A 23,203-nucleotide genomic window follows, 5' to 3' on the forward strand; every position below is an offset into this window, starting at 1 on the left:
TAAACATTTGGCATTAAAAAGACCCGGTGGTCCAAGACCACCAATGAGAAAGAAAGAACCAGATCACCGCATTAATGAGTTAATCAAGGTACCTGAGGTGCGCTTGGTAGGAGATAATGTGGAACAAGGAGTTTTCCCTACGCGCAAAGCGTTAGAGTTGGCTGATGAGTTGGAACTTGATTTAGTGGAGATTTCGCCAAATGCTGTACCGCCGGTTTGTAAGATTATCGACTACAGTAAGTTTGTTTACGAACAGAAGAAGAAACAAAAGGAAATCAAAGCTAATGCAAAACAGACTGTTATTAAAGAAATTCGTTTCGGACCTAACTCTGGTGAGCATGATTTTGAGTTCAAATTGAAACATGCTATTAAGTTTCTAGAAAGTGGAGAAAAAGTTCGTGCTTATGTACACTTCAAAGGCCGCGCTATCGTACACAAAGATCAAGGTGAGATCTTGTTGTTGCGCTTCGCTCAGGCTTTGGAAGACTACGGTAAAGTAGAGCTTTTACCCAAATTAGAAGGTAAACGCATGTTTTTGACAGTAGCTCCAAAGGCTCCTAAAAAATAATAAGAATTCTAACAGATTGATATAAAATTTATAAGTATTATGCCAAAAGTTAAAACCAATTCCAGCGCAAAGAAACGTTTCAAATTGACTGGAACAGGTAAAATTGCAAGAAAAAACGCTTTCAAAAGCCACATCTTGACAAAAAAGAGCACAAAACGTAAACGTAACTTAACACAAACAAGTTATGTATCTGATGGCGATATGGGCAACGTAAAACGTATGCTTGCTATCGGTAAATAAGTTTTATTCGATTTTATTAATAATAATTTTTTAACCGGGTATAAGGTTGTAAGTTCATTGAAATACATGACACCTTCTACCAAACTAATTTTAAAAATATGCCACGTTCGGTTAACGCAGTAGCTTCTAGAAGAAGACGCAAAAAAATCCTAGGCCTTGCAAAAGGTTACTTTGGATCACGTAGCAAAGTTTATACTATTGCTAAAAATACAGTAGAAAAAGGTTTACAATACGCTTACCGCGATCGTAAAACCAAAAAACGCGAATTTAGAGCTTTATGGATTCAACGTATCAACGCTGGAGCTCGTCAACACGGAATTTCTTATTCCCAATTGATCGGTAAATTAAACGCTAAAAACATTGGTTTGAACCGTAAGGTTTTAGCTGACTTAGCTTTAAATAACCCAGAAGCTTTCAAAGCAGTTGTAGACGCAGTAAAATAGAGTTTTTAATCCGCTGTCAATTTGTTAGAGATATTAAAGGAGCCTTTTAGGCTCCTTTTTTTTGTTATGACCGTTACTGTATCTTTTTTTGGACGTTATGTGGCAAGTAAACCCAATTCAATGCTATATTTCATTTTATTCTTATTCCCCAACTATACTTTTGAGGCAATTGACGTAGTATATTATAGTTCATATCCCTTTTAGATTTGAAATTAGGTTTGATTTTTGTTGATCTGTAGAAAACATAGCATTATGAAACTAAGAACAATTACATTTGGATTTTCACTTCTTTTGATCGGAAGCTTGGTGATAGCGGCCAAAGAGCCAGTTTCCAAGGCTCTAACTAACGATGTGGTTAATCAACAGGGAAAAGTTATCTCGATTGAAGGGGTGAACAATAACCGTACGATAGAGGCCAAAGGGGGAGAGGTCGTACAAATAGAAGGAGCTGACAATAAAGTTGTGATCCGTGGCAATGTGAGTAAATTGATTATAGAGGGAAAGGGGAATACTGTAACAGGTAGTGACATCGCAACGGTGACGATAGAGGGGGCAGACAATATGGTTAATATTGGTTCAGTAGAGACTGTTCAAATTGAGGGAGTCAAAAACCACGTCCATTATAAGTCTACGAAGAACAAATCCGGTCAGGTAAAAGTGTCTACTGAAGGCGCGGATAATATGGTGATGAAAATGAAATAATAAAAAGGGGGACTACACATTCCCCCTTTTTATTATTTCATTTATTTTTCAGCATTTTGGTTGCTACTCTGATCCAGACACATGCTGTCGTTTTGTACTTTATCTTCGTTGACACGTGTTTCTATAAGTGGTTCTGACATCGGATAGGGCTTTAAAAAGTCTTCGTCAAAGGGATGAGGTTTTTCAGCTTTGTGGACCGTATTGGCAGGCTGATATGTTCGAAGACAGGTACCTTTTACGCGTTCAGACTTATAAGCATAGCTACCCCAAATACAGAAAAAGATAATGGTTCTTATCGTATCTTCATATTTGGTAAATATGTCATCAGTTTTATTAAAGTATTGTTTGAACATAAAATAGCCCGCAATTGCGTCTAGTGTACAAAATATGGCCATAAATAGCGTAATTAAAAAGAATGTCTGAGCGAAAATATCCCTTCTCTTAATTAGAAGGATACAGCTATAAATCAATCCAATGATGATCAACGTGTTCGCAACTGTCTCGGCTAGGATTAAAACTTTGTAAACAAATGAAGAAACTCCATCGACATGATCCATTGCTTGCCACGTATTTAAATTAAAGAGAGATAAATTAAAGAAAAATAGGCTAGATAGGGCCAATATATTTGCAATTAGTACAACTAATAATAGGATCATCCATCCGCCAATTTGTTCGTGATAGACTTGGTCGTAGGGCTTGATAATAATAGGTTTGCTCTTATTATACTTTTTTATAATATACCAGAGTACGGATGCTACCGATATTAAAAATATGATTGATGAGAACCAATTAACCTCATGGGATGAGGTCGGTGTACCTAGGCTAGGAATACCATCTGTTGCATATCCATTAGTGTCTAGATAAAACCCATTATAAAAGATGTTATCGCGATCAGCGAAATCTGTATAATATTGTTTTAGGTCTGCTTGTTCAACAAATGATTCGTGCATTCCCAAGGTATAATGGATCTTAATACTATCTGCTTTAATTTCTAGTGTTTTACCAAATGTATAGGCTTTGCGGTCAAAAAAGCTATTCTCCTTGTAGACACCGAATGTTTTTTGTGCTTTATTAACGAGGTAGATCTCATATTCTATATCAGTAGGGAAAGGGAGGTCTAGTGGAGCATTGCGATCTTCCATAATTTCTGGAAGTTTCTCGTTTATATTTGATCCTATTAATGAAATATATTTTTTGGTAGATCCGTTTTCAGACTTACCAATATTTTTTATTTTGTATTTTTCGACAATTTCCACAATGTTGTTTTTGCTGTCATCCTTGTAATCCATGGAGCCAACCTTATTGATTTTTGAATAAGTTTTTGTGTAATAATCGAGATATTGCTTCTGTATATCATTTTTTGCATTGCTCTGAAAATAGTTGCGTATGTTGTCCGCTTCGTTTCCGCGATAGGTGGTTGTGACATCCAGGGTAGCGTCGAATTTGCCTTCAAGTGCTAAGACCTCTTTGACTTTGATATCTCCAACAACTTTTTGCGGTACATCTGCAAGTTGACCCCTATTCAAGGTCGATAAAACTTTTCCATAGGTAGGAAAATATCTATTCTTGATATCTCCGCCCTGATTAGTTATGGTTGGGTCAATATATTGGTGACGACCTTCGATACTAAGCTCTATGACCATATGGTTGAATGCATAAGGTGAAGGTAGATCATTTTGAAGGCCTCGGCTTTTATAGGTATTAGCTAATACTAAGCCAACATCAATATTCTTGTTTTTGAGCATAGTTGCCAATAGCATTGATTTGTCTTTACAATCGCCATAACGTTGTGAGAATACTTTTTCGGGAAGATTGGCTCGATGCGAATATTCCCCCATCTCAATACCCATATAACGTATTTCATTTTGCACGAAGTCACAGGCCTTCCGAATAAATTCATACTGCTGTCCATTTGACTCTTTCCAAAGCTGATTGACGAAAGTTTGAAGCGTGCTTGACGGAGAAATCTGTGGTATGGGATTGATTCGATTCTTCCATTGATCAATATCCTTCCAAGTGTTGAATTCTGAGCACTGGATGTACTGTAATGGGCTATACCAATCAGGCGTGTAGTTTTCGTATTGGACGGGCTTATGTTCGGTCAACTCCCAAAAGAAATTTGTTGAATTTCCAACGGATTGCTGTTGAACTTCCGGAGCTCCATTAAAGCTCTTGAAATGGAGTTTACGATGATTAGGTACAATATAATTGAGATGAATTAAACCTGTAGGCTCATAACCTTGTAGATAGTAGCTGTCAAAAAACATCTGTTCAAATACTGGATTTGCACCTACTATCGAATAGGCAAATACAATTTTGTCGTCTTTCCGTAGATCTTCCAATACGTAGTGGGCCATTTGACTTCCATTGTAAATAGATCTCGAAAGCTCTGTTTCAGAGGCTAAAAGATTAAATTTGGCTTTGGGTAGTATGTCAATATCTTTCCCATTACGAATGATTTTCAATTCATGCAATTGAAGTTTTTGGAAATGAGGATCGAAGGTTACTTGTACTTGCCCCAAATTTTCAACTCCACTTTGATCGAACAATACTTTTATATCCTTGTAGTATTTTGTTTGTGTTGCTAAATTTATTTGATGTTCAATTAATTCAAAGTAATATCCATCACTAATATCGTCCAAATTGGGTTTTACTGCTTTTTTTGTCAGCGGGCGGAGCCAGCTCGGTGTGGCTACTTTTTGAACGGATGTTTGGCTAAATGACCATGAGAATGTGGCTAATAATAGTATAAAAGCTAATAGAAGATGGCTAAATCTTTTCATCAATTAATAATTTAAACCTAAGATAAGTAAAATTTTAGGCATCGTCGTAACTGAGTCTAGTTGTCCTGTAAAATTAGCTCTGATAGTAATCAAAGGATTTTGAAAATAAGAAGGCTATCCAATAATGGATAGCCTTCTTATTTCTTAGGGGAGGATATTATAATTTACTTTCTCTTTTTTTCTTTTTCTTGACAACTTTAGGCATTTGAGCCTGTTTTGCTTCATATTGTCGCTCAATATATTGTATAATTTCTGAGGCAATATCTTTTTTTGTCGCTTTCTCGATGCCTTCCAAACCTGGAGATGAGTTTACTTCCAGTACCAAAGGGCCTCTGTCAGAAGGAATCATATCTACACCACAAACCGTAAGTCCTAGCTGTGCAGCCGCCGCAATTGCTGTTTCTCTTTCGGCTTTACTTAACCGGATAATCTGAGCGGTGCCACCCCGATGGATATTTGATCTAAACTCACCCTCTTTCGCTGTGCGTTTCATCGCTCCAACAACTTTGCCGTCAACCACGAATGCGCGAATATCAGAGCCTTTAGACTCTTTGATGAACTCTTGGATCAGGATGTTATTGCCCAGTCCGTAGAACGCTTCTATAACAGAAGAGGCCGCTTTTTTGGTTTCGGCAAGTACAACACCGATACCTTGCGTTCCCTCGAGTAGTTTAATGACTAAAGGAGCTCCACCTACCATACTGATGAGATCGTCTACGTCAGAGGCCGTACGTGCAAATCCCGTAATCGGGAGTCCGATACCTGCACCGGATAAGATTTGTAGACACCTTAATTTGTCCCGAGATCGCGTAATGGCTTGACTGGGATTCGCGGAAATGACATCCATCACCTCAAATTGTCTAACGATAGCAGATCCATAGAATGTTACCGATGCTCCTATCCGGGGAATAATAGCATCAATATCACTCAGATCCTGTCCTTTGTAATGGATACTGGGTTTACCTTGCTGAATACCGACATAACACTTGCTGTGATCAATGACAACACATTCGTGTCCTCTTTGTTGTGCGGCTTCTACGAGACGACGAGTCGAGTATAAACTCTTTACTGTCGATAATACGGCAATTTTCACGGTTTGTATATTGAATATATTTTGTGCTAAGATAACAAAATTGCTTGGCTATTTGTTTTATTTTACCAGGGGCTTCGTCGAGAGATTTTCTTTGGAAACATCGACCAAAAATCTTTTGTATAAAAAATTTTTACCCAAAAGCATGGGGTAGGTCATCTGAGATCGGTTTCTAAAAGAGATCTTAATGCTAAATACCTGGTTATATAATGTTGCTGTAGTGCGGATATAGTAACGCTTTTCTTCTTGACCAAAAGAACTTTTTACCAGTTTTGTTCGATAGAGTTTTAACTTTAATGTTTTTGTTTCTTTTGTCTCAAAATTTGTGATAAGTTCGCAGATAATCCAGTCCTGACCATCTTCCTTAACTACCTTGTACGAGTTGCAGTGTAGTACCGATGAAGCAGCGCCGGTATCGACTTTTGCTTCTATACCATATATTCCCAATTCAGGTAAATCAAGGGTCTCTTTCCAGCCTACAAGAAGTTTTTCTTTCATTTATACCAAATTGAAAAAATAGCCCTGTCCAACGTTTAAGCAGCGGACAGGGATAAAATCTTTTATTCGTAGATAAATTCTCCGTAAGGAGAGGTTATAGTTACTTTTTTAGACGTAGATTCTTCTACGCGACCTATGATTTGAGCCGGAATGCCGAATGATTCTGAAATAGCAATGATATCCGATGCAATCGATTCAGGTACATATAATTCCATACGATGTCCCATATTGAATACTTTGTACATTTCTTTCCAGTCTGTATTGGATTCTTTCTGTATTAATTCAAAAAGAGGTGGGATCGGGAAAAGATTATCTTTGATGACATGCACATTATCCACGAAGTGTAAGACCTTTGTTTGCGCTCCACCAGAGCAATGCACCATCCCGTCAATTTGAGAACGATACTTATCTAGTATTTGTTTGATAACAGGCGCATAAGTACGCGTCGCTGAAAGAACAAGCTTACCCGCAGTTATTTTTTCTCCGGTTTCAACTTCGATTTCATTTGTAAGATCTTGGCTTCCCGCGAAAACTAGTTCGTAAGGAACAGCTGGATCATACGCTTCAGGATATTTTTCAGCTACTTTTTTGTTAAATACATCGTGACGTGCAGAAGTTAGTCCATTGGAACCCATTCCGCCATTGTACGACTGTTCATACGTTGCTTTTCCATTCGATGCTAAGCCAACAATGACGTTACCGCCTTTGATACGATGATTTGAAATAACATCTTCACGTTTCATCCGACAGGTTACTGTACTATCAACAATGATGGTACGAACAAGGTCGCCAACGTCGGCAGTTTCGCCACCAGTAGAATAGATGCCAATTCCCAACTCCCGAAGTTCCGCCAGAATCTCTTCTGTGCCATTGATGATTTCAGCAATCACCTCCCCAGGAATGAGATTTTTATTTCTGCCAATCGTGGACGATAAAAGAATGTTATCGATGGCGCCTACACAAAGCAAGTCATCAATATTCATGATAATTGCGTCTTGTGCGATACCTTTCCAAACTGAAATATCACCAGTTTCTTTCCAATAGACATACGCCAATGAAGATTTGGTGCCAGCACCATCCGCATGCATAATATTACACCAGTCTGGGTCTCCACCCAAAATATCTGGAATTATTTTGCAAAATGCTTTGGGAAACAGACCCTTATCTATATTTTTTATCGCATTGTGCACATCCTCTTTCCCTGCGGATACGCCTCGTTGATTGTATTTTAAATCTGACATCTTAGGGCAAAAATAAGCAATAGGACTGAATTAACGAATCTAATTCGTGTAATTTAATCACTTATTATTATGCGCCAATGTTGAATTAGATTTTCGAGATTACTTTTCGCATTGGCTGGACTAGTGCTGGGTAAGCATCTGTACATAATGTCTTCTCTTTTGTTGAAATGCTTTAAATATAAACTGTACGCTTTTTGTCCGTTGAAAATAATTTGTGTGATTGTGGGGTGGGTTTCCAGAAGCTCAACAATCTGATTCGGGCGCTCATTTTGTATGGCTAGGTCCATGCTGCCGGGGCGAGAGGCTTCTGCGCACACATCCCAAAGGCCAATGTTGTTTTTGAGTAATAGATCTATCTTCTCCGTGTAATTTGTTTGTTCCGGCCCATTGAACAAATGGGTTATTACTTTCCAAAAGCGATTTTGTGGATGTGCATAATATTTATTTTCTGCCAGAGATTTATCTCCAGGCAACGAGCCAAGGATGAGTATTTCTGTCGTAGAATTGACTAAGGGTAGAAAGGATTTTTTGCGCATAGTCAAAAATAGTAATTTTAAATTTTCATTTGAAATATGAAAATTATTATAGTATATTTATGATATTAAAATGATATCAAATATATATTAACAAATTATGGAAAAACTAATTAAACCAATGTCTGGCTATTTAGCCTTATTAATAGCTGTTGTCTCCTTTGTGGCAGCTATATTCTCCTTCGCGAATGTCGAAGCAAGTTCCCTGTATGTTGTACTGGGTGTGATATTGATGATTGCTACTTTTTTTATTTTAAAGGGATTGATGATTATTAATCCAAATCATTCGCGTGTGCTGAATTTCTTCGGAAAATATGTAGGTACGGTTAAGGAAAACGGTTTGTTTTTTGTCAATCCCTTGTATTCGACGATTAAAGTAAGTCTTCGTTCGGATAACTTACAGGGACAGACACTGAAAGTAAATGACAAGATGGGAAATCCAATCGAGATTGGAGCGGTTATCGTATGGCAAGTAGGTGATACGTACAAAGCTGCTTATGATGTGAGTAACTATACATCTTATGTACGCACGCAAAGTGAAGCGGCGGTAAGACATTTGGCCGGGAGCTTTCCTTATGATAACTTGGAGGATGAAGGAGCGGAGATCACTTTGCGTGAGGGTGGAGATACCGTAAATCATATTCTTGAACAAGAATTGGCGGATCGTTTAGCGCCTGCCGGAGTTATTATTAAGGAGGCAAGAATAAGTCATTTGGCCTATGCATCCGAAATCGCCGGGGCGATGCTTCAAAGGCAGCAAGCCGCTGCAATTGTTGCCGCGCGTTCAAAGATTGTAGATGGAGCTGTAGGTATGGTTGAAATGGCACTAAAAAAGCTGTCTGAAAAAGATATTGTAGAGCTGGATAACGAAAAAAAAGCAGCAATGGTCAGCAATTTAATGGTGGTACTCTGTGGAGAGAAAGCAGCGACACCAATTGTAAATACAGGTACGTTGTACCAATAAACGAAATGAAATGGCGGATAAGAAAAACTTTATGCTACGCTTAGACGACCAAATGTACAAAGCATTGGAAAAATGGGCTGCAGACGAGTTTAGGAGTGTTAATGGGCAGATAGAATATCTTTTACATAAGGCACTGCAAGAAAACAAAAGATTGGGTGCAGAAAAAAAGACTGCTGATAAGAAATAGCCTATAGTAAGGAATGCCTATAGTAAGGAATGAAAACTGTACCTTTGGCCTTGCAATTGACAAAGCCAAAGGTACTTTTTATTTAATGTTTTAACGATAGAAGATGAAGATTAATCCAGCGTACAAGTTATTGGTCGTAAGTACAAGCACGATCCATGGTAGTGAGTTTTTAGCTTATATTAAGCACGATTTTGTCGAATTTATTCAGTCAGATGAATTATTATTTATCCCTTTTGCGAGACCTTCAGGAATTTCTTTTGATGCTTATACCGGTAAGGTACAAGATGCCCTGAAAGATGAGGGCGTGACGGTTAGGGGGCTGCATGAGTTTCATAATAAGAAGAAAGCTATTCAGGATGCCAGGGCTATTTTTATTGGTGGGGGAAATACATTTCTACTGTTAAAAACGCTATATGAGCTGGATTTGGTACAGCAATTGCGTGTGCAAGTAGCAAAGGGTATTCCATATGTTGGTACATCTGCAGGTTCCAATTTGACAGGACTGACGATTGGAACGACAAATGATATGCCTATTGTTTATCCGCCTAGCTTTGATGCACTTGGTTTCTTACCTTTTAATATCAATCCACATTATTTGGATCCAGATCCAAATTCTACACATAAAGGAGAGACAAGGGAAACGCGAATCCAGGAATTTCATCAACTTAATCCTCAGCCAGTAATAGGCTTACGTGAAGGGAGCTGGTTGCATGTAAATGAAGGAAACATAGAACTGAAAGGTAATTTAACAGCCCGGCTATTTAAAGCTGGTTTCGAGCCCGAGGAGCTAGCGCCTGGATTAATTAATTTTTAAGATATTGTAAAGTTCATGGGTATATCAAGTCAAATGTACTCTTCAATGTAGTAGTGACGATTTTATGAAAGACTAGCAGCAATTCCCATTGGAAAAAATAGTTTTTCAGATTGTTGAAAATAATACAAAATAAGCTACTTTTGCGCTAAATCCATTAAAATTTTCTTCCAATGGAACAAAATTCAGCATTACACCCGGCCGATATCGCGGAAGAAATATCGCGTTTAAGTAAAGGGGAGCAACATCAAGAGTTTATGGACTATCCTTTGGAGGATAGATTGGAGATCTTTTCTTTTTTTGAAATGGATGTCCAATATACGTTGATCAAATCAATGACGGAACATGAGCTGTCCGAATTGCTGAATAATTTGAAGCCGGATACGCGTAATGAATTGTTGTCGGAATTGCCGGATGATCTGATCAAATATCTGATCAATCTTTTGAATGAGCGCGAGAAGCAAATGGCTTTGGAGTTGATTGGTTATAAAGAGAACAGTATAGCCCGACTTATGACACCAATGTATGTGCAAGTTCGCCCTTATTATACTGTTGATGATGTCTTTCGGCATATTAAAGTTTTTGGAAGGAAAGCTGAAACGCTCAATTTTATTTATGTAGTTGATGAGAAAAACGTATTGATCGATGACTTGAAAATTGGTCAGTTACTTCTATCGGATTCTTCGACAAAAATTTCTGATTTGATCGACTATAATTTTGCAGCGATTAAAGCTTCAACACCTATGGAAGAAGCGTTCGAGATTTTTCAAAAATATGACCGAAGCGCCTTGCCAATCATTACAGAAGCGGGTGTATTGGTCGGCATTGTGACATTTGATGACGTGTTGGATCGAATTGAAGATCGCGATACCGAAGATATACAGCGATTTGGGGGGATGGAAGAATTAGATCTGGCCTATACGAAAACTCCTTTATTGCAATTGATCCAAAAAAGAGCCGGCTGGCTGATTATCTTGTTTTTTAGCGAAATGCTTACAGCCTCAGCAATGGGATTTTTTGAAGGGGAATTGGAAAAGGCAGTTGTTCTTGCTTTATTTGTTCCTTTAATTATATCTAGTGGGGGTAATTCTGGGTCTCAAGCAGCATCCTTAATTATTCGTGCCATGGCTCTCGGTGAGTTAAAGCTGAAAGATTGGTGGTACGTGATGAAGCGTGAAGTTTCTTCTGGTTTAATCTTAGGTGGAATATTGGGGTCGATCGGATTCCTACGGATATTGGCTTGGCATTTTCTTGGTCTGTATGACTATGGTCCTTATTGGATTTCAATTGGTTTTACGGTTGCTGTTTCCTTATTGTTTATTGTATTATGGGGAACGTTATCAGGGTCGTTTATTCCATTTATTCTACGTCGGTTTGGATTAGATCCAGCGACGGCATCAGCGCCATTTGTAGCTACCTTGGTGGATGTTTCAGGATTGATTATTTATTTTACTGTTGCGGCATTCTTTCTGCATGGAAAACTACTGTAGTTCAGATTATAAGATTTTAAAAAAAGCCTAAAGCATACTTATGATTTAGGCTTTTTTTTATCAAAAAATTTTTTCTAGTGTCTTTATTAAAGTCATCTATCCATTCATTGTGGTCAGCACTCTTCTTCTTAGCATGTTTTTTTGCCCTATCTTGTTTTTATTTGAAGTAGTTCATAATGGAATACAAGGAGATAGACAGAGAAGCTGAAAGCGCTTTGTCTTGTCTATAAATTGAGCCTACGATAGAATTTTTCCTTCAAACCTCCTTTTTGTGCAATATAAATTCCTTTTTTTCCGGAAAATAAAAAAGCGACTATACACGCTATTGCTATAAATAAAATAGGTTGAATCCCAAATAATTCATAGCCCATTACAATACAGGCGAGTGGAGTGTTTGTAGCGCCTGAAAATACGGCTACAAAGCCCATGGCAGCCAGCAGGCTGATGGGGAGTGGAATAACGGTGCTTAATGCACTTCCTAAGGTTGTCCCGATAAAAAACAGCGGGGTGACTTCTCCGCCTTTAAATCCGGCAGAAAGGGTGAAAGTCGTTAAAAGTAATTTGATGATAAAGTCATAATAATTCGACTGATCGACGAATGCGTTCTGAATCATTGGTATGCCAAGTCCAATATAGCTGCTGCTGTGAAATAATGTAATGATGAGTACCAAAATAATACCGCCAATCACTGGTCTAAGCAGAGGATATTTAATTCGTTTGAATTGAAGGCTAAAGAAACCGCTGGTAAATGTAAAAAGCCATGCTGTAATACCGAATAGAATACCTGCGGCGAGGCTAAATCCAATATTGGTCAAGGACAGCATTGGAATAACATCATGAATTGGATAATGGGTGTGTGGAATATTCCATAATTGACAGCTGAAGTTCGCAAAATAGGCGGTAAATAAACAGGGCAGGATACCGAAATATCTTTTTTTGCCAATCAGTAGTACTTCCAGGCCGAATATTGTTCCGGCGAGCGGGGTGCCAAACACAGCGGCAAAGCCTGCAGTGATGCCGATTGAAATTAAGATACGGCGTTCAGTTTTATCGAAGTCAAACCAGCGATTGAGCTGATCGGAAACTGCTCCACCTATCTGTACGGCAGTTCCTTCACGGCCTGCCGAACCTCCAAATAGATGTGTAAGTAAAGTTCCGAATAGGACAAGAGGCGCCATGATAAGCGGAATGCGGCGTTGGGGATGAAGGTATTCTTCAATCAGCAGGTTATTTCCTTTACTTGATGGATTGCCCCAATACTTATAGGACAATGCAATGGCAAATCCCGCTAGGGGGAGTCCATAAATTATCCAAGGATGAGCTTCTCGGTACTGCGTTACCCAATTGAGGGAAAAGAGAAAAAACGCACAAATAGATCCTACGATGAAACCTATCGCACTACAGGAGATAAGCCATTTAAGAAAAAAATGAAGATTGCTTTGATTTGAATGTGTTATAGCCATAAGTCTACACTTTATATAAAATTGTTGTTTTATACTAAAATAGTAGACGTCATCAGCTTATTAAGGCGGTTCAGGGCAGACATCATTGCCATATTTATCTCAAATCTACAAAAAGCGAATGATAATAGCAACCCAGCCTGCGATCATAAGTAATCCGCCGAGCGGGGTGATTGGCCCAAGAAACTTTAGATTCTTTTTCCAGTATTCCGCAAACGATAGAAAATATATACTTACCGAGAATAAAATAGTTCCTAGTGTGATCAGATAAAATGCGACTCGTTCAGACTGAAACTCAAAGGAGAAATTAAATCCTAGAATCAATAGGGTGAGAGCAGTATACATTTGATATCGAACGCCAACCTCAAAGGATTCCAGCTTTTCAGCTGATAGGATTTTTTTGAATGCATGGGCTCCAAATGCACCTAGGATAATAGCGAGGCCGCCAAATAGGGCGGCAGTGATGATGACAACGTTTTGCATGCCTAAATTTACTAAATTGGGTATTTAATCATATCGATATGAAGGATTCCGTAATCGGGGTAGGGCTCAGAGATTTGTTTAAACCCTAATTTTTCATAAAAGGATTTTAAATGAAATTGCGCACCTATCTGTATCTCGCCTTCACCAAATTCTTTATAGAGAGATTCGATGGAATGAATCATTAATTGTTGGCTCAGACCGGTTCCGCGCGCTTCCTCGGCGACGATAACCCGACCAATGGAAGCTTGTGGGTAGGAAAGGCCCGGAGGAACTAATCTCGTGTATGCTATAATACGATCATCTTGTTCTGTCCAAAGATGCAGACAAGCAAAATCTTTATCGTCCAATTCAGGATATAAACATTCCTGCTCCAAAACAAACACTTCCATTCGAAGCTTTAAAATACGATATAATTCTTTCGTGTTGAGTTCGTCAAAACTCTTTAGATTCCACTGAAAAGCCATAATTGAAATAAAAATAGAGTCAAATTATACAATCGATATGGCTGTAAAGACATATCCAATTTAATTTGACTCTATTGATTTGAGAGTTTTATGCGAGTAGACTTTTAACAACTTCAGAGATGGTTTTTCCATCTGCTTGTCCAGCAAGCTTTTGATTTGTGGCACCCATTACTTTACCCATATCTTTAATGGAAGAAGCTCCTGTTTCGGCGATAATTGCTTTGACAATCGTTTCAACTTCTTCTTTGCTTAGTTGTTTTGGCAGATAAGCTTCAATAACTTTTTCTTCCTCAACTTCAATTTCATAAAGATCTTCACGGTTTTGAGTCTTATAAATTTCAGCAGATTCGCGACGTTGTTTTACAAGTTTTTGTAAAACTTTAATCTCTGCCTCTTGGTTAAGGTCTTCGGCATGACCTTTTTCAGTTTTTGCTAGGAGAATAGCTGCTTTAATCGCACGTAAGCCACGTAATTTTGCCGTGTCTTTTGCGATCATTGCGGCCTTAATGTCTTGATTTATTTGTATTTCTAATGACATAATATTTAAATTATTTTCGATTGACAATTGTGCCTGTCGCTTGTGCTGTAGGCATTATTAATAGATCGTTTATATTGACATGTGCAGGTCTGGTAATGACAAAAAGGATCGTTTCGGCAATATCTTTTCCTGTCAGGGCCTGCACACCATTATAGACATTTTTAGCTCTTTCCCGATCTCCATGGAAACGAACTTCAGAAAATTCCGTCTCCACCATTCCGGGGTCGATAGATGTTACTTTAATGCCCTGAGTTAGCAAATCAATGCGCATAGCTTTAGTTAAAGCATCAACAGCATGTTTGGTAGCACAGTACACATTCCCATTTGGATAAACCTCTTTCCCTGCAATAGATCCTAAATTAACAATATGGGCGCCGTTTTCAGTGTCCATAAGTGGTATCACAGATTTACTCACATACAGTAAACCTTTAATATTGGTATCAATCATTCTGTCCCAATCTCCGATATCACCATTTTGAATAGGATCCAATCCTTGGCTCAAACCAGCATTGTTGATGAGAACATTTATTTTCTTCCATGCCGGAGGCAGACCCTCAATTTGATTCGCAACTTGTTCTGCATCGCGAACATCAAGCTCAAAAATATGGATCTGAATCGTAGGGTAGGTCGCGAGTAGTGTATCTTTTAATTCTTCTAAACGATTTAACCTACGGGCGCAAAGCAAAAGATTGTATCCTTCTTTGGCTAAAACTTCAGCGCAGGCCTGACCGATTCCTGAGCTTGCTCCTGTAATAAAAACTGTTTTAGTCATATGTTGTAACTCGTTGATATTAAAAATTAATCCGATTTGACTCAAAACCAGATCTTAGGTCGCCCTATTTTGTAGCAATATAGATGGTGCAGATGCCAAATGTCTGTGGTCTAACGATCGTTTCGTTAAAACCTGCTTTTTTGTTTATGGCAACGAACTTTTGTCCATCTGGAAATTGAGCAACAGATTCTGGTAGGTATTCATATGCACTGGAATCTTTTGAAAAGAATTTTCCAATGGTTGGTGTAATAAACTTGAAATAAAAATTATAAAGCTGTTTAATGGGGAATTTCTTTGGATTCGAAAATTCTAAAATAACAGCTTTCCCACCAGGCTTTAATACGCGGTATATGTCTGATAGGCCTTTCTCTAAGTTTTCAAAATTACGGACACCAAATGCTACGGTAACGGCGTCGAAAGTATTATCTTCAAATTGAAGCCTCTCTGAGTCTCCTAACGCTACCTCAAATTGATTCGCTAAGCCCTTACTTGCAATTTTTTTCTTAGCGACGTCAAGCATTCCTTGGGAGATATCGACACCAATAATCTTTTTTGGATTCAAGATTTTAATTGATTCCAATGCAAAATCACCAGTTCCTGTCGCTACATCCAACATCAGTTGCGGTTTTATGGACTTTAAGGCATTGATGGCTTTTTTGCGCCAGATAATGTCAATACCCAAAGACATGAAATGGTTCAAAAAATCATAGGAATGAGAGATGTTGTCAAACATATCTGCTACCTGTTTCTTCTTCCCATCGTTGGTGTCTTTATAGGGTTTTAATGTTGAGGAGTCGTGCGTCATAGTTACAAAGATACAATATATGAATATTTTTTAGTGCTAAAAAAGGGATTTGTTTTCATCTTAAAGTCAGTTTGTTTTGATGATAGTGGAGGGTATTGATTTGCTTTTTACCATTTTGCTTATTCACAATGGCTTAAGTTATTAACATTTTTTAATGTATTGATTTTAAGTAGTGATTTTTTATTTTCAACATCTTTTCAACAGTAAGTGTTGAAAACTCACTATGTAAATCTGTGTCCTTCAAAGCTTTTTGAGGTTTCGGGTGTGATCGTTGAATTTCTCTGTGTGTAACTCCGCATGGTGGTGAATTTTATTTTTTATACATTTGTTATCCTATCTAAAATTTATAAGGATAGCAAAGCTATATTTCTGATATAATATCATGATGAACGACAGTAATTTTGAAGCGAATAACACGGATAATAACAAACGGGGTAATTATGGCGAACGTCGTACCAAATTAAATAATTTGGTGAGTGGTTTGGGTAAACTTCCGCCGCAGGCAGTAGATCTTGAGGAGGCTGTTTTGGGAGCTTTGATGCTTGAAAAGAATGCGCTGAGTGAAATTATTGATATTTTAAAACCGGAATCGTTCTATAAGGAATCACATCAAAAGATCTTTGAAGCAATTTTTGGCCTTTTTCAAAAAACTTCCCCAATTGATATATTAACCGTTACCTCGGAACTTAGACGGATGGGGGCTCTTGAAATGGTCGGCGGTGCCTATTATATTACGCAATTGACAGATCGCGTGGTTTCGGCAGCTAATATTGAGTATCATGCACGTATTATTTCGCAGAAATACATCCAACGTGAGCTTATCAAAGTTTCTACTGAAATTATTAATAGCTCATACGATGAAACGTCAGATATCTTCGATCTGTTGGATCATGCCGAGAAAAGCTTGTTTGATATTGCGCAGAATAACTTGCGAAGAGATTCAAGAAAGATGGACGATATTATGCGTGAGGCGATTTCTAATCTTGAGATGCTGCGTGACCGTACAGACGGTCTGACAGGTGTGCCTTCTGGCTTAACGGCATTGGATCGTATGACATCAGGTTGGCAGCCTTCAGATCTTGTTATTATTGCAGCACGTCCAGCGATGGGAAAGACGGCATTCGTACTTTCTGTTGCACGTAATGCTGCAGTGGAACACGGTAAAGCAGTTGCCGTATTCTCGCTGGAGATGTCATCTGTTCAGCTTGTCAATCGTCTAATCGCTGGTGAAACAGAAATTGAGCAAGAGAAATTGAAAAAAGGAAATCTTGCTGATCATGAATGGCAACAATTACATTCGAGGATTGGTCGTTTAACTGATGCACCTATTATTATTGATGATACGCCGGCGTTGAATGTGTTCGAATTTAGAGCTAAATGCAGGCGCTTAAAGGCACAATACGATATCCAAATGGTGATCGTCGATTACTTGCAGTTAATGCATGGAAAAGCAGACGGTAAAGGTGGGGGGAACCGTGAACAAGAGATCGGTAGTATTTCCCGTGCTTTGAAATCTGTTGCCAAAGAGTTAAATATTCCAGTGCTTGCATTGTCGCAGTTGAGTCGTGCAGTAGAGTCAAGGCCAGGAAATAGTAAGCGTCCTATGTTGTCTGATTTACGGGAGTCTGGTTCTATTGAGCAGGATGCGGATATGGTTCTTTTCTTATATAGACCCGAATATTATGGATTAACAGAAGATGAAGAGGGGCGTCCTACTGCCGGTGTCGGTGAGGTTATTATTGCAAAACACCGTAATGGTGAGACCGGAATTGTTCCACTTCGCTTTGTGGGTAAATTTGTGAAGTTTGTGGATTTAGAAGATGAGTTTTCGGGTATGGGTGGTGGAGATGGATTCGGTGATGCGCCGGCTACATTTTCTGCTTCGGCATTGAATCCGTCGCCAAACTTTGCTGATGATTTTAGTGCTGGGGGCTTCAGTGGTGGTATTACTATGCCGTCTCGAATGAACGATATGCCCGATGATGCCCCATTTTAGAGATTAATTTTACATAAGTATTCCTAAATAATAGAAAAAACCGAATGATTTAAATTCGGTTTTTTCGTTTACGGCGCCTTCGTAATTTATGTTTCTTATGCGAGCTTGTTTATGCTATTTTTTTACCTTTAAAATTTGTATGTCACGCCTGCACCGACAATTTGCCTAATTTGTAGGGCAGAATTTCTCTTTCCAACTTCAACATTATCTTTAATAATCGGAATAGCCGTATTGTCATCGTAGATCATCTGTACACCTGCGTTTACTGTAATAAACTTGTTTACCTTCATAAAAAGATTGGCCGTATAGTCAATATCTACATTTTGAGGTTTATCTAAATAGTTTGAATAGAGTTTTAGTATATTTTCAAATGAAATGTTCTCCATTAGATTTACTTTATAATAAGCGTCAAATGATGCGCCGAATTCAGTGCGGGACTTGCTGTTCGGATTTAGTCCATATCGTGTGGAAAGGAGCGTATCACTTACGAATACAAACCGCACAGCCGCAGGTGAAAGATTAAATCTGAGGTTGTCCGATCGTTTATACGCAAAACCCGGACCGAAGCTCAGGTATGCCGGAGCTAAAAACCGGGATATCCTTTTTTTGGGTGAAGCTGTGTAGTCATAACCATCGGCAAATTGTGTGTTAAAGTTTAGAAAAAAGGTATAAAGCCAATATTGAGATGCCTGATGTCCCAACAAGCTATTTAAAACTAATCGGTCATCATTTTTGCGCCAGTCCGACTCTTTTTGAAAGGTTAGCCCATAAGCCGCAAGGACCTTGTTGTCCCATGACCATTTGCCTTTCTTGTAATTGAAGTCGTAATTAAGAGTTAGGTTGCCGGAGAATGAATTCACCCCACCAGCAGCCCAATTAGAAAATGAACTTTGGTTGATCAGAAAGGTGTTTTCTCCTTTGATAATCCAGGTTTTCGTACTGTCTACCGCGGTTGTCTGAGCGTAGGTTTCATGTGCTAATAAGCCAAGAGCAATAAGAATGATTGATTTTATTATTTTCATGTGTATACTTAATTTGTTTGCATTTCCATATTATTGTGATCCAAATGAGCACGTACAGCTTTCTATCTTATTAGACAACTAACGCAGTGGTTTTATAGCTGCGTATTGGATTTGTTGAAATATATTTCGTTCCTATCGTTATATACAACAAATTTGATCTGATCGATGCGCTTAAAACGAGGATATTATCCATTTTCAACGTGATGTTTTGAGCGTGTACGAGAAAATAAATATTTTATAACTAAACGAATAAATGGGATTAATGTTTTTTTGTCTTTTTGATTGTGTTTATTTTAAATAAAATCAGAACTTTGTTCACTTTGGAAGTATTCCCGATTTATTAGCGTATCAGCTTTTGGTAAAAGTTCGTGGAAAGCTTTTCACACCAACTGGAAGCTAGCGGATATTTATTGTTTTGGATCGTGAAAGGCGGCTTCTATTGAGCTATTCATAGCAAAAACTAACAAAATGTTTCGATGAAAATAACGCTACTTTGTATAGGTAAGACAGATGACAAGTACCTGATTGAGGGTATTGACAAGTATATTAAACGGTTAAAGTTTTATGTAAATTTTAGTATTGTGGTCATTCCAGACATCAAAAATGTGAAGAATCTTTCTGCTGAGCAGCAGAAAGATAAGGAGGCTCTGCTGATTTTGAAACAATTACAGCCTCAAGATTTAGTCGTTTTGCTGGATGAACATGGAAAAGAGTTTCGTTCCTTGGAGTTTTCTGCTTATCTGGAAAAAATGATGGTACAAAGTGTTCAGCATATGGTCTTTATTATTGGTGGCCCCTATGGGTTTGACCAAAAAATTTATGATCGGGCGAAGTCAAAAATTTCGTTGTCCAAGATGACATTTTCGCATCAAATGATTCGTTTGTTTTTTACAGAGCAGCTCTATCGTGCTTTTTCTATCATGAAAGGGGAGCCTTATCATCACGAATAATATGGAAAAAAGTCCGTAACTTCATCATGAATAAAAACAAGCTTATGAATTTGCCCAACAAACGAGATTATCACTATAAAAGTGACGAAGGAGAGAAAAATAGCCAATTGAATAAATACATTATGATTGCTTGTATTATAATCGTAATCGCATTGGCATTTTTTTTCGCATAGCTTAATGCCCTTCCATACGGATCTAGTAAAAGAAATAAATCTCTTACTTAATATCCGTATGGAGGATATCAGCAGATGGTTTTAATAAATTTTAATTGAATTGTTTAAGCAAGAACGCCTAATTTTTGGGAGAAGGTTGGCAGGTTTTGCGCGTTCTTTTTGGGGCGGTGTTGTTTACGAATCCCCAGTTGGTCATGTAGAATGACAAGGGATTAATTTCTAATAGTTTTTTCATTTTTTCTTTTTTTACCATATAATAATTTATTGATTCGCTAATAAGTGATCAATAATCGAGCCAAACTATAGGGCTTGTCATGTTCGAAAAGAAATATAGCAAATAAGGTCAATAAAAAATAGTTGCAAGTGTGTTTTTTAGGGCTAGGTCAACATAAAACGCAGCCCATTTGAGAGGGGCTGCGTCGAATCGAAGTATTTATTTTTTATCAATTTTATATAATTTACCGATATCTGTGATTGCGTAAAGCGCACCATCTTTTCCTTGTGTGATATCTCTAAATCGCTGCCCTTCACTACCTAGTAGACGTTCTTCTCCAACCACTTTATTGTCCTTCAGTATAATTCTGGCAATGTGCATACTGCTTAGACCGCAAATAAAAAGATTATTCTTCCATTCTGGAATATTTTGCCCGGTATAGAATGTAATTCCACTAGGCGAGAGAACAGGATCCCAATAATAGACAGGTTGTTCAAGACCGTCTTTTTGTTGGATGCCCGCACCAACTTTATCTCCTTTATATTCTATACCATACGTAATCGTTGGCCATCCATAATTCCTGCCTGCTTCAATTCTGTTCAACTCGTCGCCGCCCCGTGGACCAAATTCGGTTTCCCAAAGATCGCCAGTTTCAGGATGTAAGGCAAGTCCCTGTGGATTACGATGTCCATAACTGTAAATTTCTGGACGTGCATTTGCCTTGCCTATAAATGGATTCCCAGGGGCAGGCTGTCCATCAGTGGTGATACGTAGGATCTTGCCCAATGCTGCATTCAGATCTTGTGCCAATGGTCGTGTGACCAAATCAGATCTTTCACCCGTACTCAAAATAATGTTGCCTTCTTTATCAAAGATAATTCGTCCACCATAATGCAGATTCCCTTTATGAGCAGGAGTAGCCTGATAGATAACTTTAGCGCCTTCTATTGATTTCTCATCGGCTGAGAGCTTTCCTTTTGCAACGGCCGTCAAAGTTCCAGCAGCGGTATTATCAGAGAAAACCCAATATATCATACGGTTTGACTCGAATTTTGGATCAAGACGTAATCCCAAAAGTCCACCTTGTCCACTGCTATTGACTTGAGGTAAACCTTTAATTGGTTCACTTAATTTGCCGTCTGCCGTTGCAATGCGAAAATCACCTTCTTTTTCTGAGATTAATAATCGGCCATCGGGTAAAGCAGTTATACCCCAAGGAGATTTTAATCCCTCGGCAATTACTTTACCTTCGAACGGCGTGCTCGTCTTTGCACCTTTAATTCTGGTTTGTCCAGCAAATGCTGGCTTATAACTTGTATTTGCCTTTTGTGTTTCTACCGGAGGATAACTTGTTGTGTCAGTTGCAGAATTTGCACTGCTATCCGAACTTGAATTTGAATTCGCATGGTTGGAATTACATGCTGTTAATCCTAAAGATACTGTTAAGAGGCTTATTGTCAGTTTGGTTTTCATTATCTGTGACTTGTTTTTGGTCTGATTATCTGCTTGAAGATATTAAAAATTAATGAAATATTATTTTTCAGAATGTAATAATATAAATATATAACTCATACTAATAAGAAAGGGGGATGCTAGCCAGCTAATTTGTTTTTAAGTATTAAAGGAGTTATTTTTCCGCCAGGCAGTTTTTTACGATTCGGTGGAGTTCAGTATCCTTGTTTACATAATAATCACTTATATCTAGAATCGTGTTTGTGTTTAAATTGTAGATACACACGGGTACATAATCGGGCTGAGCAGAGGTCTCGAAAGTCTTAAAATAATCTGCACTTTCCTGAATGCTTGAAAACTCTTTGGATTCGCAGTGCTGTGTATCCTGATTATAAGCAATGGTTATAAAGTTCTTTTTCATTTTACTCGCCTTTTATCAGAATAACGAAAATTGGGAAGTAAAAGTTTTAAAAATTATTGCCTTTTATTTTTTAAACACTGATATGGCTTGCGGCTATCGGCTGTCCAAAAAATATTTTTGCTTTACTTTCAAAGTCTCTCGGATCATCTGTTGTATAAAAGGCCAGTTGGCCATTTTGAGAACAAAGTGTTTCAATTTCCTGGTGTCTACCTAGATATTCTTTTAAGCTATTGGCAACAATAGGTCCCTGGGAGATGATCTTTATATTACTTGGTGTATATTTTTTGATTACGGGCAGCAATAGCGGATAGTGGGTACAGGCAAGCACGATGGTGTCGATCTGATCGGATTGCTGTAAAAGTTCCCGTAAATCTTTTTCTACAAAGTAATGAGCGCCCTCGGTATTGATTTCGTTGTTTTCTACCAAAGGTACCCAAAAAGGGCAGTCGTGCTGAAAAACCTCAATTTCTGGATTGAATTTGTGTATTTCTATCTTATAGGATTCAGATTTTACCGTTCCTGTAGTGGCTAAAATACCGATCTTGTTAGTTTTCGTAAAATTGTGTACGATTTCTGTAGTGGGTCTGATGACGCCAAGGACTTTCTTTCCAGGGGGAAGATCATGTTGTTGAATAGTCCTTAATGCTTTTGCAGAAGCTGTATTACATGCGAGAATAACGAGATTACAGCCCAGGTCAAATAATTTAAAAACACATTGTTTGGTGTAATTATAAACGGTCTCAAAGGATCTTGTACCGTATGGAACACGGGCATTATCGCCTAAATAGATATAATCGTATTGAGGTAAAAGTTGTTGAATTTCCTTGAATACGGAGAGTCCTCCATAACCGGAATCAAAAATACCAATGGGACCGGGTGTTGTTAAATTATCCATAACACAAT

General features: G+C 38.2%; 25 protein-coding genes and 1 riboswitch. Of the genes, 10 read left to right on the forward strand and 15 right to left on the reverse strand.

The features are described 5' to 3' along the window. Positions 1-7: 7 nt before the first annotated feature. The 4 genes from infC to HS960_RS03290 all read left to right on the forward strand — a co-directional run bounded on the left by infC (position 8) and on the right by HS960_RS03290 (position 1,953). The gene (infC, locus tag HS960_RS03275) at positions 8-568 is read left to right on the forward strand and encodes a translation initiation factor IF-3 (protein WP_075993338.1); all 561 of its coding nucleotides are present in this window, start codon (positions 8-10) and stop codon (positions 566-568) included. Between the two features lie 39 nt (positions 569-607). Beyond that, positions 608-808 carry a 50S ribosomal protein L35 gene (gene rpmI, locus HS960_RS03280; protein ID WP_002993964.1) on the forward strand — a complete coding sequence of 67 codons (201 nt, stop codon included), beginning with the start codon at positions 608-610 and terminating at the stop codon, positions 806-808. Positions 809-906: 98 nt separating this feature from the next. Then, positions 907-1,251, forward strand: a complete 345-nt coding sequence (gene rplT / locus HS960_RS03285; protein ID WP_046674462.1) for a 50S ribosomal protein L20 — start codon at positions 907-909, stop codon at positions 1,249-1,251. 252 nt (positions 1,252-1,503) lie between these two features. Continuing rightward, complete coding sequence (locus tag HS960_RS03290; RefSeq protein WP_159731020.1) at positions 1,504-1,953, forward strand: DUF3060 domain-containing protein; 450 nt, start codon at positions 1,504-1,506, stop codon at positions 1,951-1,953. 41 nt (positions 1,954-1,994) lie between these two features. On the opposite strand, the gene HS960_RS03295 is transcribed toward HS960_RS03290, so the two are convergent. The 5 genes from HS960_RS03295 to HS960_RS03315 all read right to left on the reverse strand — a co-directional run bounded on the left by HS960_RS03295 (position 1,995) and on the right by HS960_RS03315 (position 8,101). Continuing rightward, positions 1,995-4,736, reverse strand: coding sequence for a DUF3857 domain-containing protein (locus HS960_RS03295; RefSeq protein WP_182331246.1), 2,742 nt, complete (start codon positions 4,734-4,736; stop codon positions 1,995-1,997). 157 nt (positions 4,737-4,893) lie between these two features. After that, positions 4,894-5,829, reverse strand: a complete 936-nt coding sequence (rimK, locus tag HS960_RS03300; protein ID WP_070565651.1) for a 30S ribosomal protein S6--L-glutamate ligase — start codon at positions 5,827-5,829, stop codon at positions 4,894-4,896. Between the two features lie 57 nt (positions 5,830-5,886). After that, the gene (locus HS960_RS03305) at positions 5,887-6,324 is read right to left on the reverse strand and encodes an ATP-dependent zinc protease family protein (protein WP_159731016.1); all 438 of its coding nucleotides are present in this window, start codon (positions 6,322-6,324) and stop codon (positions 5,887-5,889) included. 62 nt (positions 6,325-6,386) lie between these two features. Next, a complete protein-coding gene (locus HS960_RS03310; RefSeq protein WP_153848286.1) occupies positions 6,387-7,565 on the reverse strand; it encodes an AIR synthase related protein in 1,179 nt (392 codons plus the stop codon). A gap of 53 nt (positions 7,566-7,618) precedes the next feature. After that, positions 7,619-8,101, reverse strand: a complete 483-nt coding sequence (locus HS960_RS03315; protein ID WP_153848287.1) for a DNA-deoxyinosine glycosylase — start codon at positions 8,099-8,101, stop codon at positions 7,619-7,621. A gap of 97 nt (positions 8,102-8,198) precedes the next feature. Here HS960_RS03315 and HS960_RS03320 point away from each other — a divergent pair, with 97 nt between their 5' ends. From HS960_RS03320 to mgtE, 4 genes are all read left to right on the forward strand, one after another. Next, a complete protein-coding gene (locus tag HS960_RS03320; RefSeq protein WP_159731014.1) occupies positions 8,199-9,062 on the forward strand; it encodes an SPFH domain-containing protein in 864 nt (287 codons plus the stop codon). A gap of 10 nt (positions 9,063-9,072) precedes the next feature. Further along, on the forward strand, positions 9,073-9,249 hold the full coding sequence (locus tag HS960_RS03325; protein ID WP_153848792.1) for a ribbon-helix-helix domain-containing protein: 177 nt from the start codon (positions 9,073-9,075) through the stop codon (positions 9,247-9,249). Between the two features lie 103 nt (positions 9,250-9,352). Continuing rightward, entirely contained in the window at positions 9,353-10,063 is a 711-nt protein-coding gene (gene pepE / locus HS960_RS03330) for a dipeptidase PepE (protein ID WP_182331248.1), read from the forward strand. Positions 10,064-10,233: 170 nt separating this feature from the next. Beyond that, positions 10,234-11,550 carry a magnesium transporter gene (gene mgtE / locus HS960_RS03335; protein WP_153848790.1) on the forward strand — a complete coding sequence of 439 codons (1,317 nt, stop codon included), beginning with the start codon at positions 10,234-10,236 and terminating at the stop codon, positions 11,548-11,550. A 224-nt stretch (positions 11,551-11,774) separates the two neighbouring features. On the opposite strand, the gene HS960_RS03340 is transcribed toward mgtE, so the two are convergent. From HS960_RS03340 to ubiE, 6 genes are all read right to left on the reverse strand, one after another. Continuing rightward, complete coding sequence (locus HS960_RS03340) at positions 11,775-13,013, reverse strand: voltage-gated chloride channel family protein (RefSeq protein ID WP_182331250.1); 1,239 nt, start codon at positions 13,011-13,013, stop codon at positions 11,775-11,777. A 36-nt stretch (positions 13,014-13,049) separates the two neighbouring features. Further along, positions 13,050-13,112: riboswitch (Fluoride riboswitch) on the reverse strand. A gap of 6 nt (positions 13,113-13,118) precedes the next feature. Further along, the gene (locus tag HS960_RS03345) at positions 13,119-13,493 is read right to left on the reverse strand and encodes a DUF423 domain-containing protein (protein WP_153848788.1); all 375 of its coding nucleotides are present in this window, start codon (positions 13,491-13,493) and stop codon (positions 13,119-13,121) included. A gap of 11 nt (positions 13,494-13,504) precedes the next feature. Further along, complete coding sequence (locus tag HS960_RS03350; protein WP_153848787.1) at positions 13,505-13,957, reverse strand: GNAT family N-acetyltransferase; 453 nt, start codon at positions 13,955-13,957, stop codon at positions 13,505-13,507. Between the two features lie 88 nt (positions 13,958-14,045). Next, positions 14,046-14,495: a GatB/YqeY domain-containing protein gene (locus HS960_RS03355; protein ID WP_120332659.1), complete on the reverse strand. Its 450-nt coding sequence runs from the start codon at positions 14,493-14,495 to the stop codon at positions 14,046-14,048. Between the two features lie 10 nt (positions 14,496-14,505). Next, entirely contained in the window at positions 14,506-15,267 is a 762-nt protein-coding gene (locus HS960_RS03360; RefSeq protein ID WP_153848786.1) for an SDR family NAD(P)-dependent oxidoreductase, read from the reverse strand. Positions 15,268-15,331: 64 nt separating this feature from the next. Beyond that, on the reverse strand, positions 15,332-16,072 hold the full coding sequence (gene ubiE, locus HS960_RS03365) for a bifunctional demethylmenaquinone methyltransferase/2-methoxy-6-polyprenyl-1,4-benzoquinol methylase UbiE (protein WP_153848785.1): 741 nt from the start codon (positions 16,070-16,072) through the stop codon (positions 15,332-15,334). Between the two features lie 385 nt (positions 16,073-16,457). Here ubiE and dnaB point away from each other — a divergent pair, with 385 nt between their 5' ends. After that, complete coding sequence (gene dnaB, locus HS960_RS03370) at positions 16,458-18,068, forward strand: replicative DNA helicase (RefSeq protein WP_370445164.1); 1,611 nt, start codon at positions 16,458-16,460, stop codon at positions 18,066-18,068. A 128-nt stretch (positions 18,069-18,196) separates the two neighbouring features. On the opposite strand, the gene HS960_RS03375 is transcribed toward dnaB, so the two are convergent. Next, on the reverse strand, positions 18,197-19,090 hold the full coding sequence (locus tag HS960_RS03375) for a DUF3078 domain-containing protein (protein WP_153848784.1): 894 nt from the start codon (positions 19,088-19,090) through the stop codon (positions 18,197-18,199). 476 nt (positions 19,091-19,566) lie between these two features. Here HS960_RS03375 and rlmH point away from each other — a divergent pair, with 476 nt between their 5' ends. Beyond that, complete coding sequence (gene rlmH / locus HS960_RS03380; RefSeq protein WP_159731006.1) at positions 19,567-20,040, forward strand: 23S rRNA (pseudouridine(1915)-N(3))-methyltransferase RlmH; 474 nt, start codon at positions 19,567-19,569, stop codon at positions 20,038-20,040. 606 nt (positions 20,041-20,646) lie between these two features. On the opposite strand, the gene HS960_RS03385 is transcribed toward rlmH, so the two are convergent. The 3 genes from HS960_RS03385 to murI form a co-directional block, all read right to left on the reverse strand. Next, positions 20,647-21,900, reverse strand: a complete 1,254-nt coding sequence (locus tag HS960_RS03385; protein ID WP_182331252.1) for a PQQ-dependent sugar dehydrogenase — start codon at positions 21,898-21,900, stop codon at positions 20,647-20,649. A gap of 154 nt (positions 21,901-22,054) precedes the next feature. Next, positions 22,055-22,300 (reverse strand): hypothetical protein, encoded by a 246-nt coding sequence (locus tag HS960_RS03390; RefSeq protein WP_182331254.1) that lies wholly within the window; start codon positions 22,298-22,300, stop codon positions 22,055-22,057. A 70-nt stretch (positions 22,301-22,370) separates the two neighbouring features. Continuing rightward, a complete protein-coding gene (gene murI / locus HS960_RS03395) occupies positions 22,371-23,195 on the reverse strand; it encodes a glutamate racemase (RefSeq protein WP_153846395.1) in 825 nt (274 codons plus the stop codon). Positions 23,196-23,203 lie beyond the last annotated feature (8 nt).

The sequence above is a fragment of the Sphingobacterium paramultivorum genome (assembly GCF_014109745.1).
Taxonomy (GTDB): Bacteria; Bacteroidota; Bacteroidia; order Sphingobacteriales; family Sphingobacteriaceae; genus Sphingobacterium; species Sphingobacterium paramultivorum.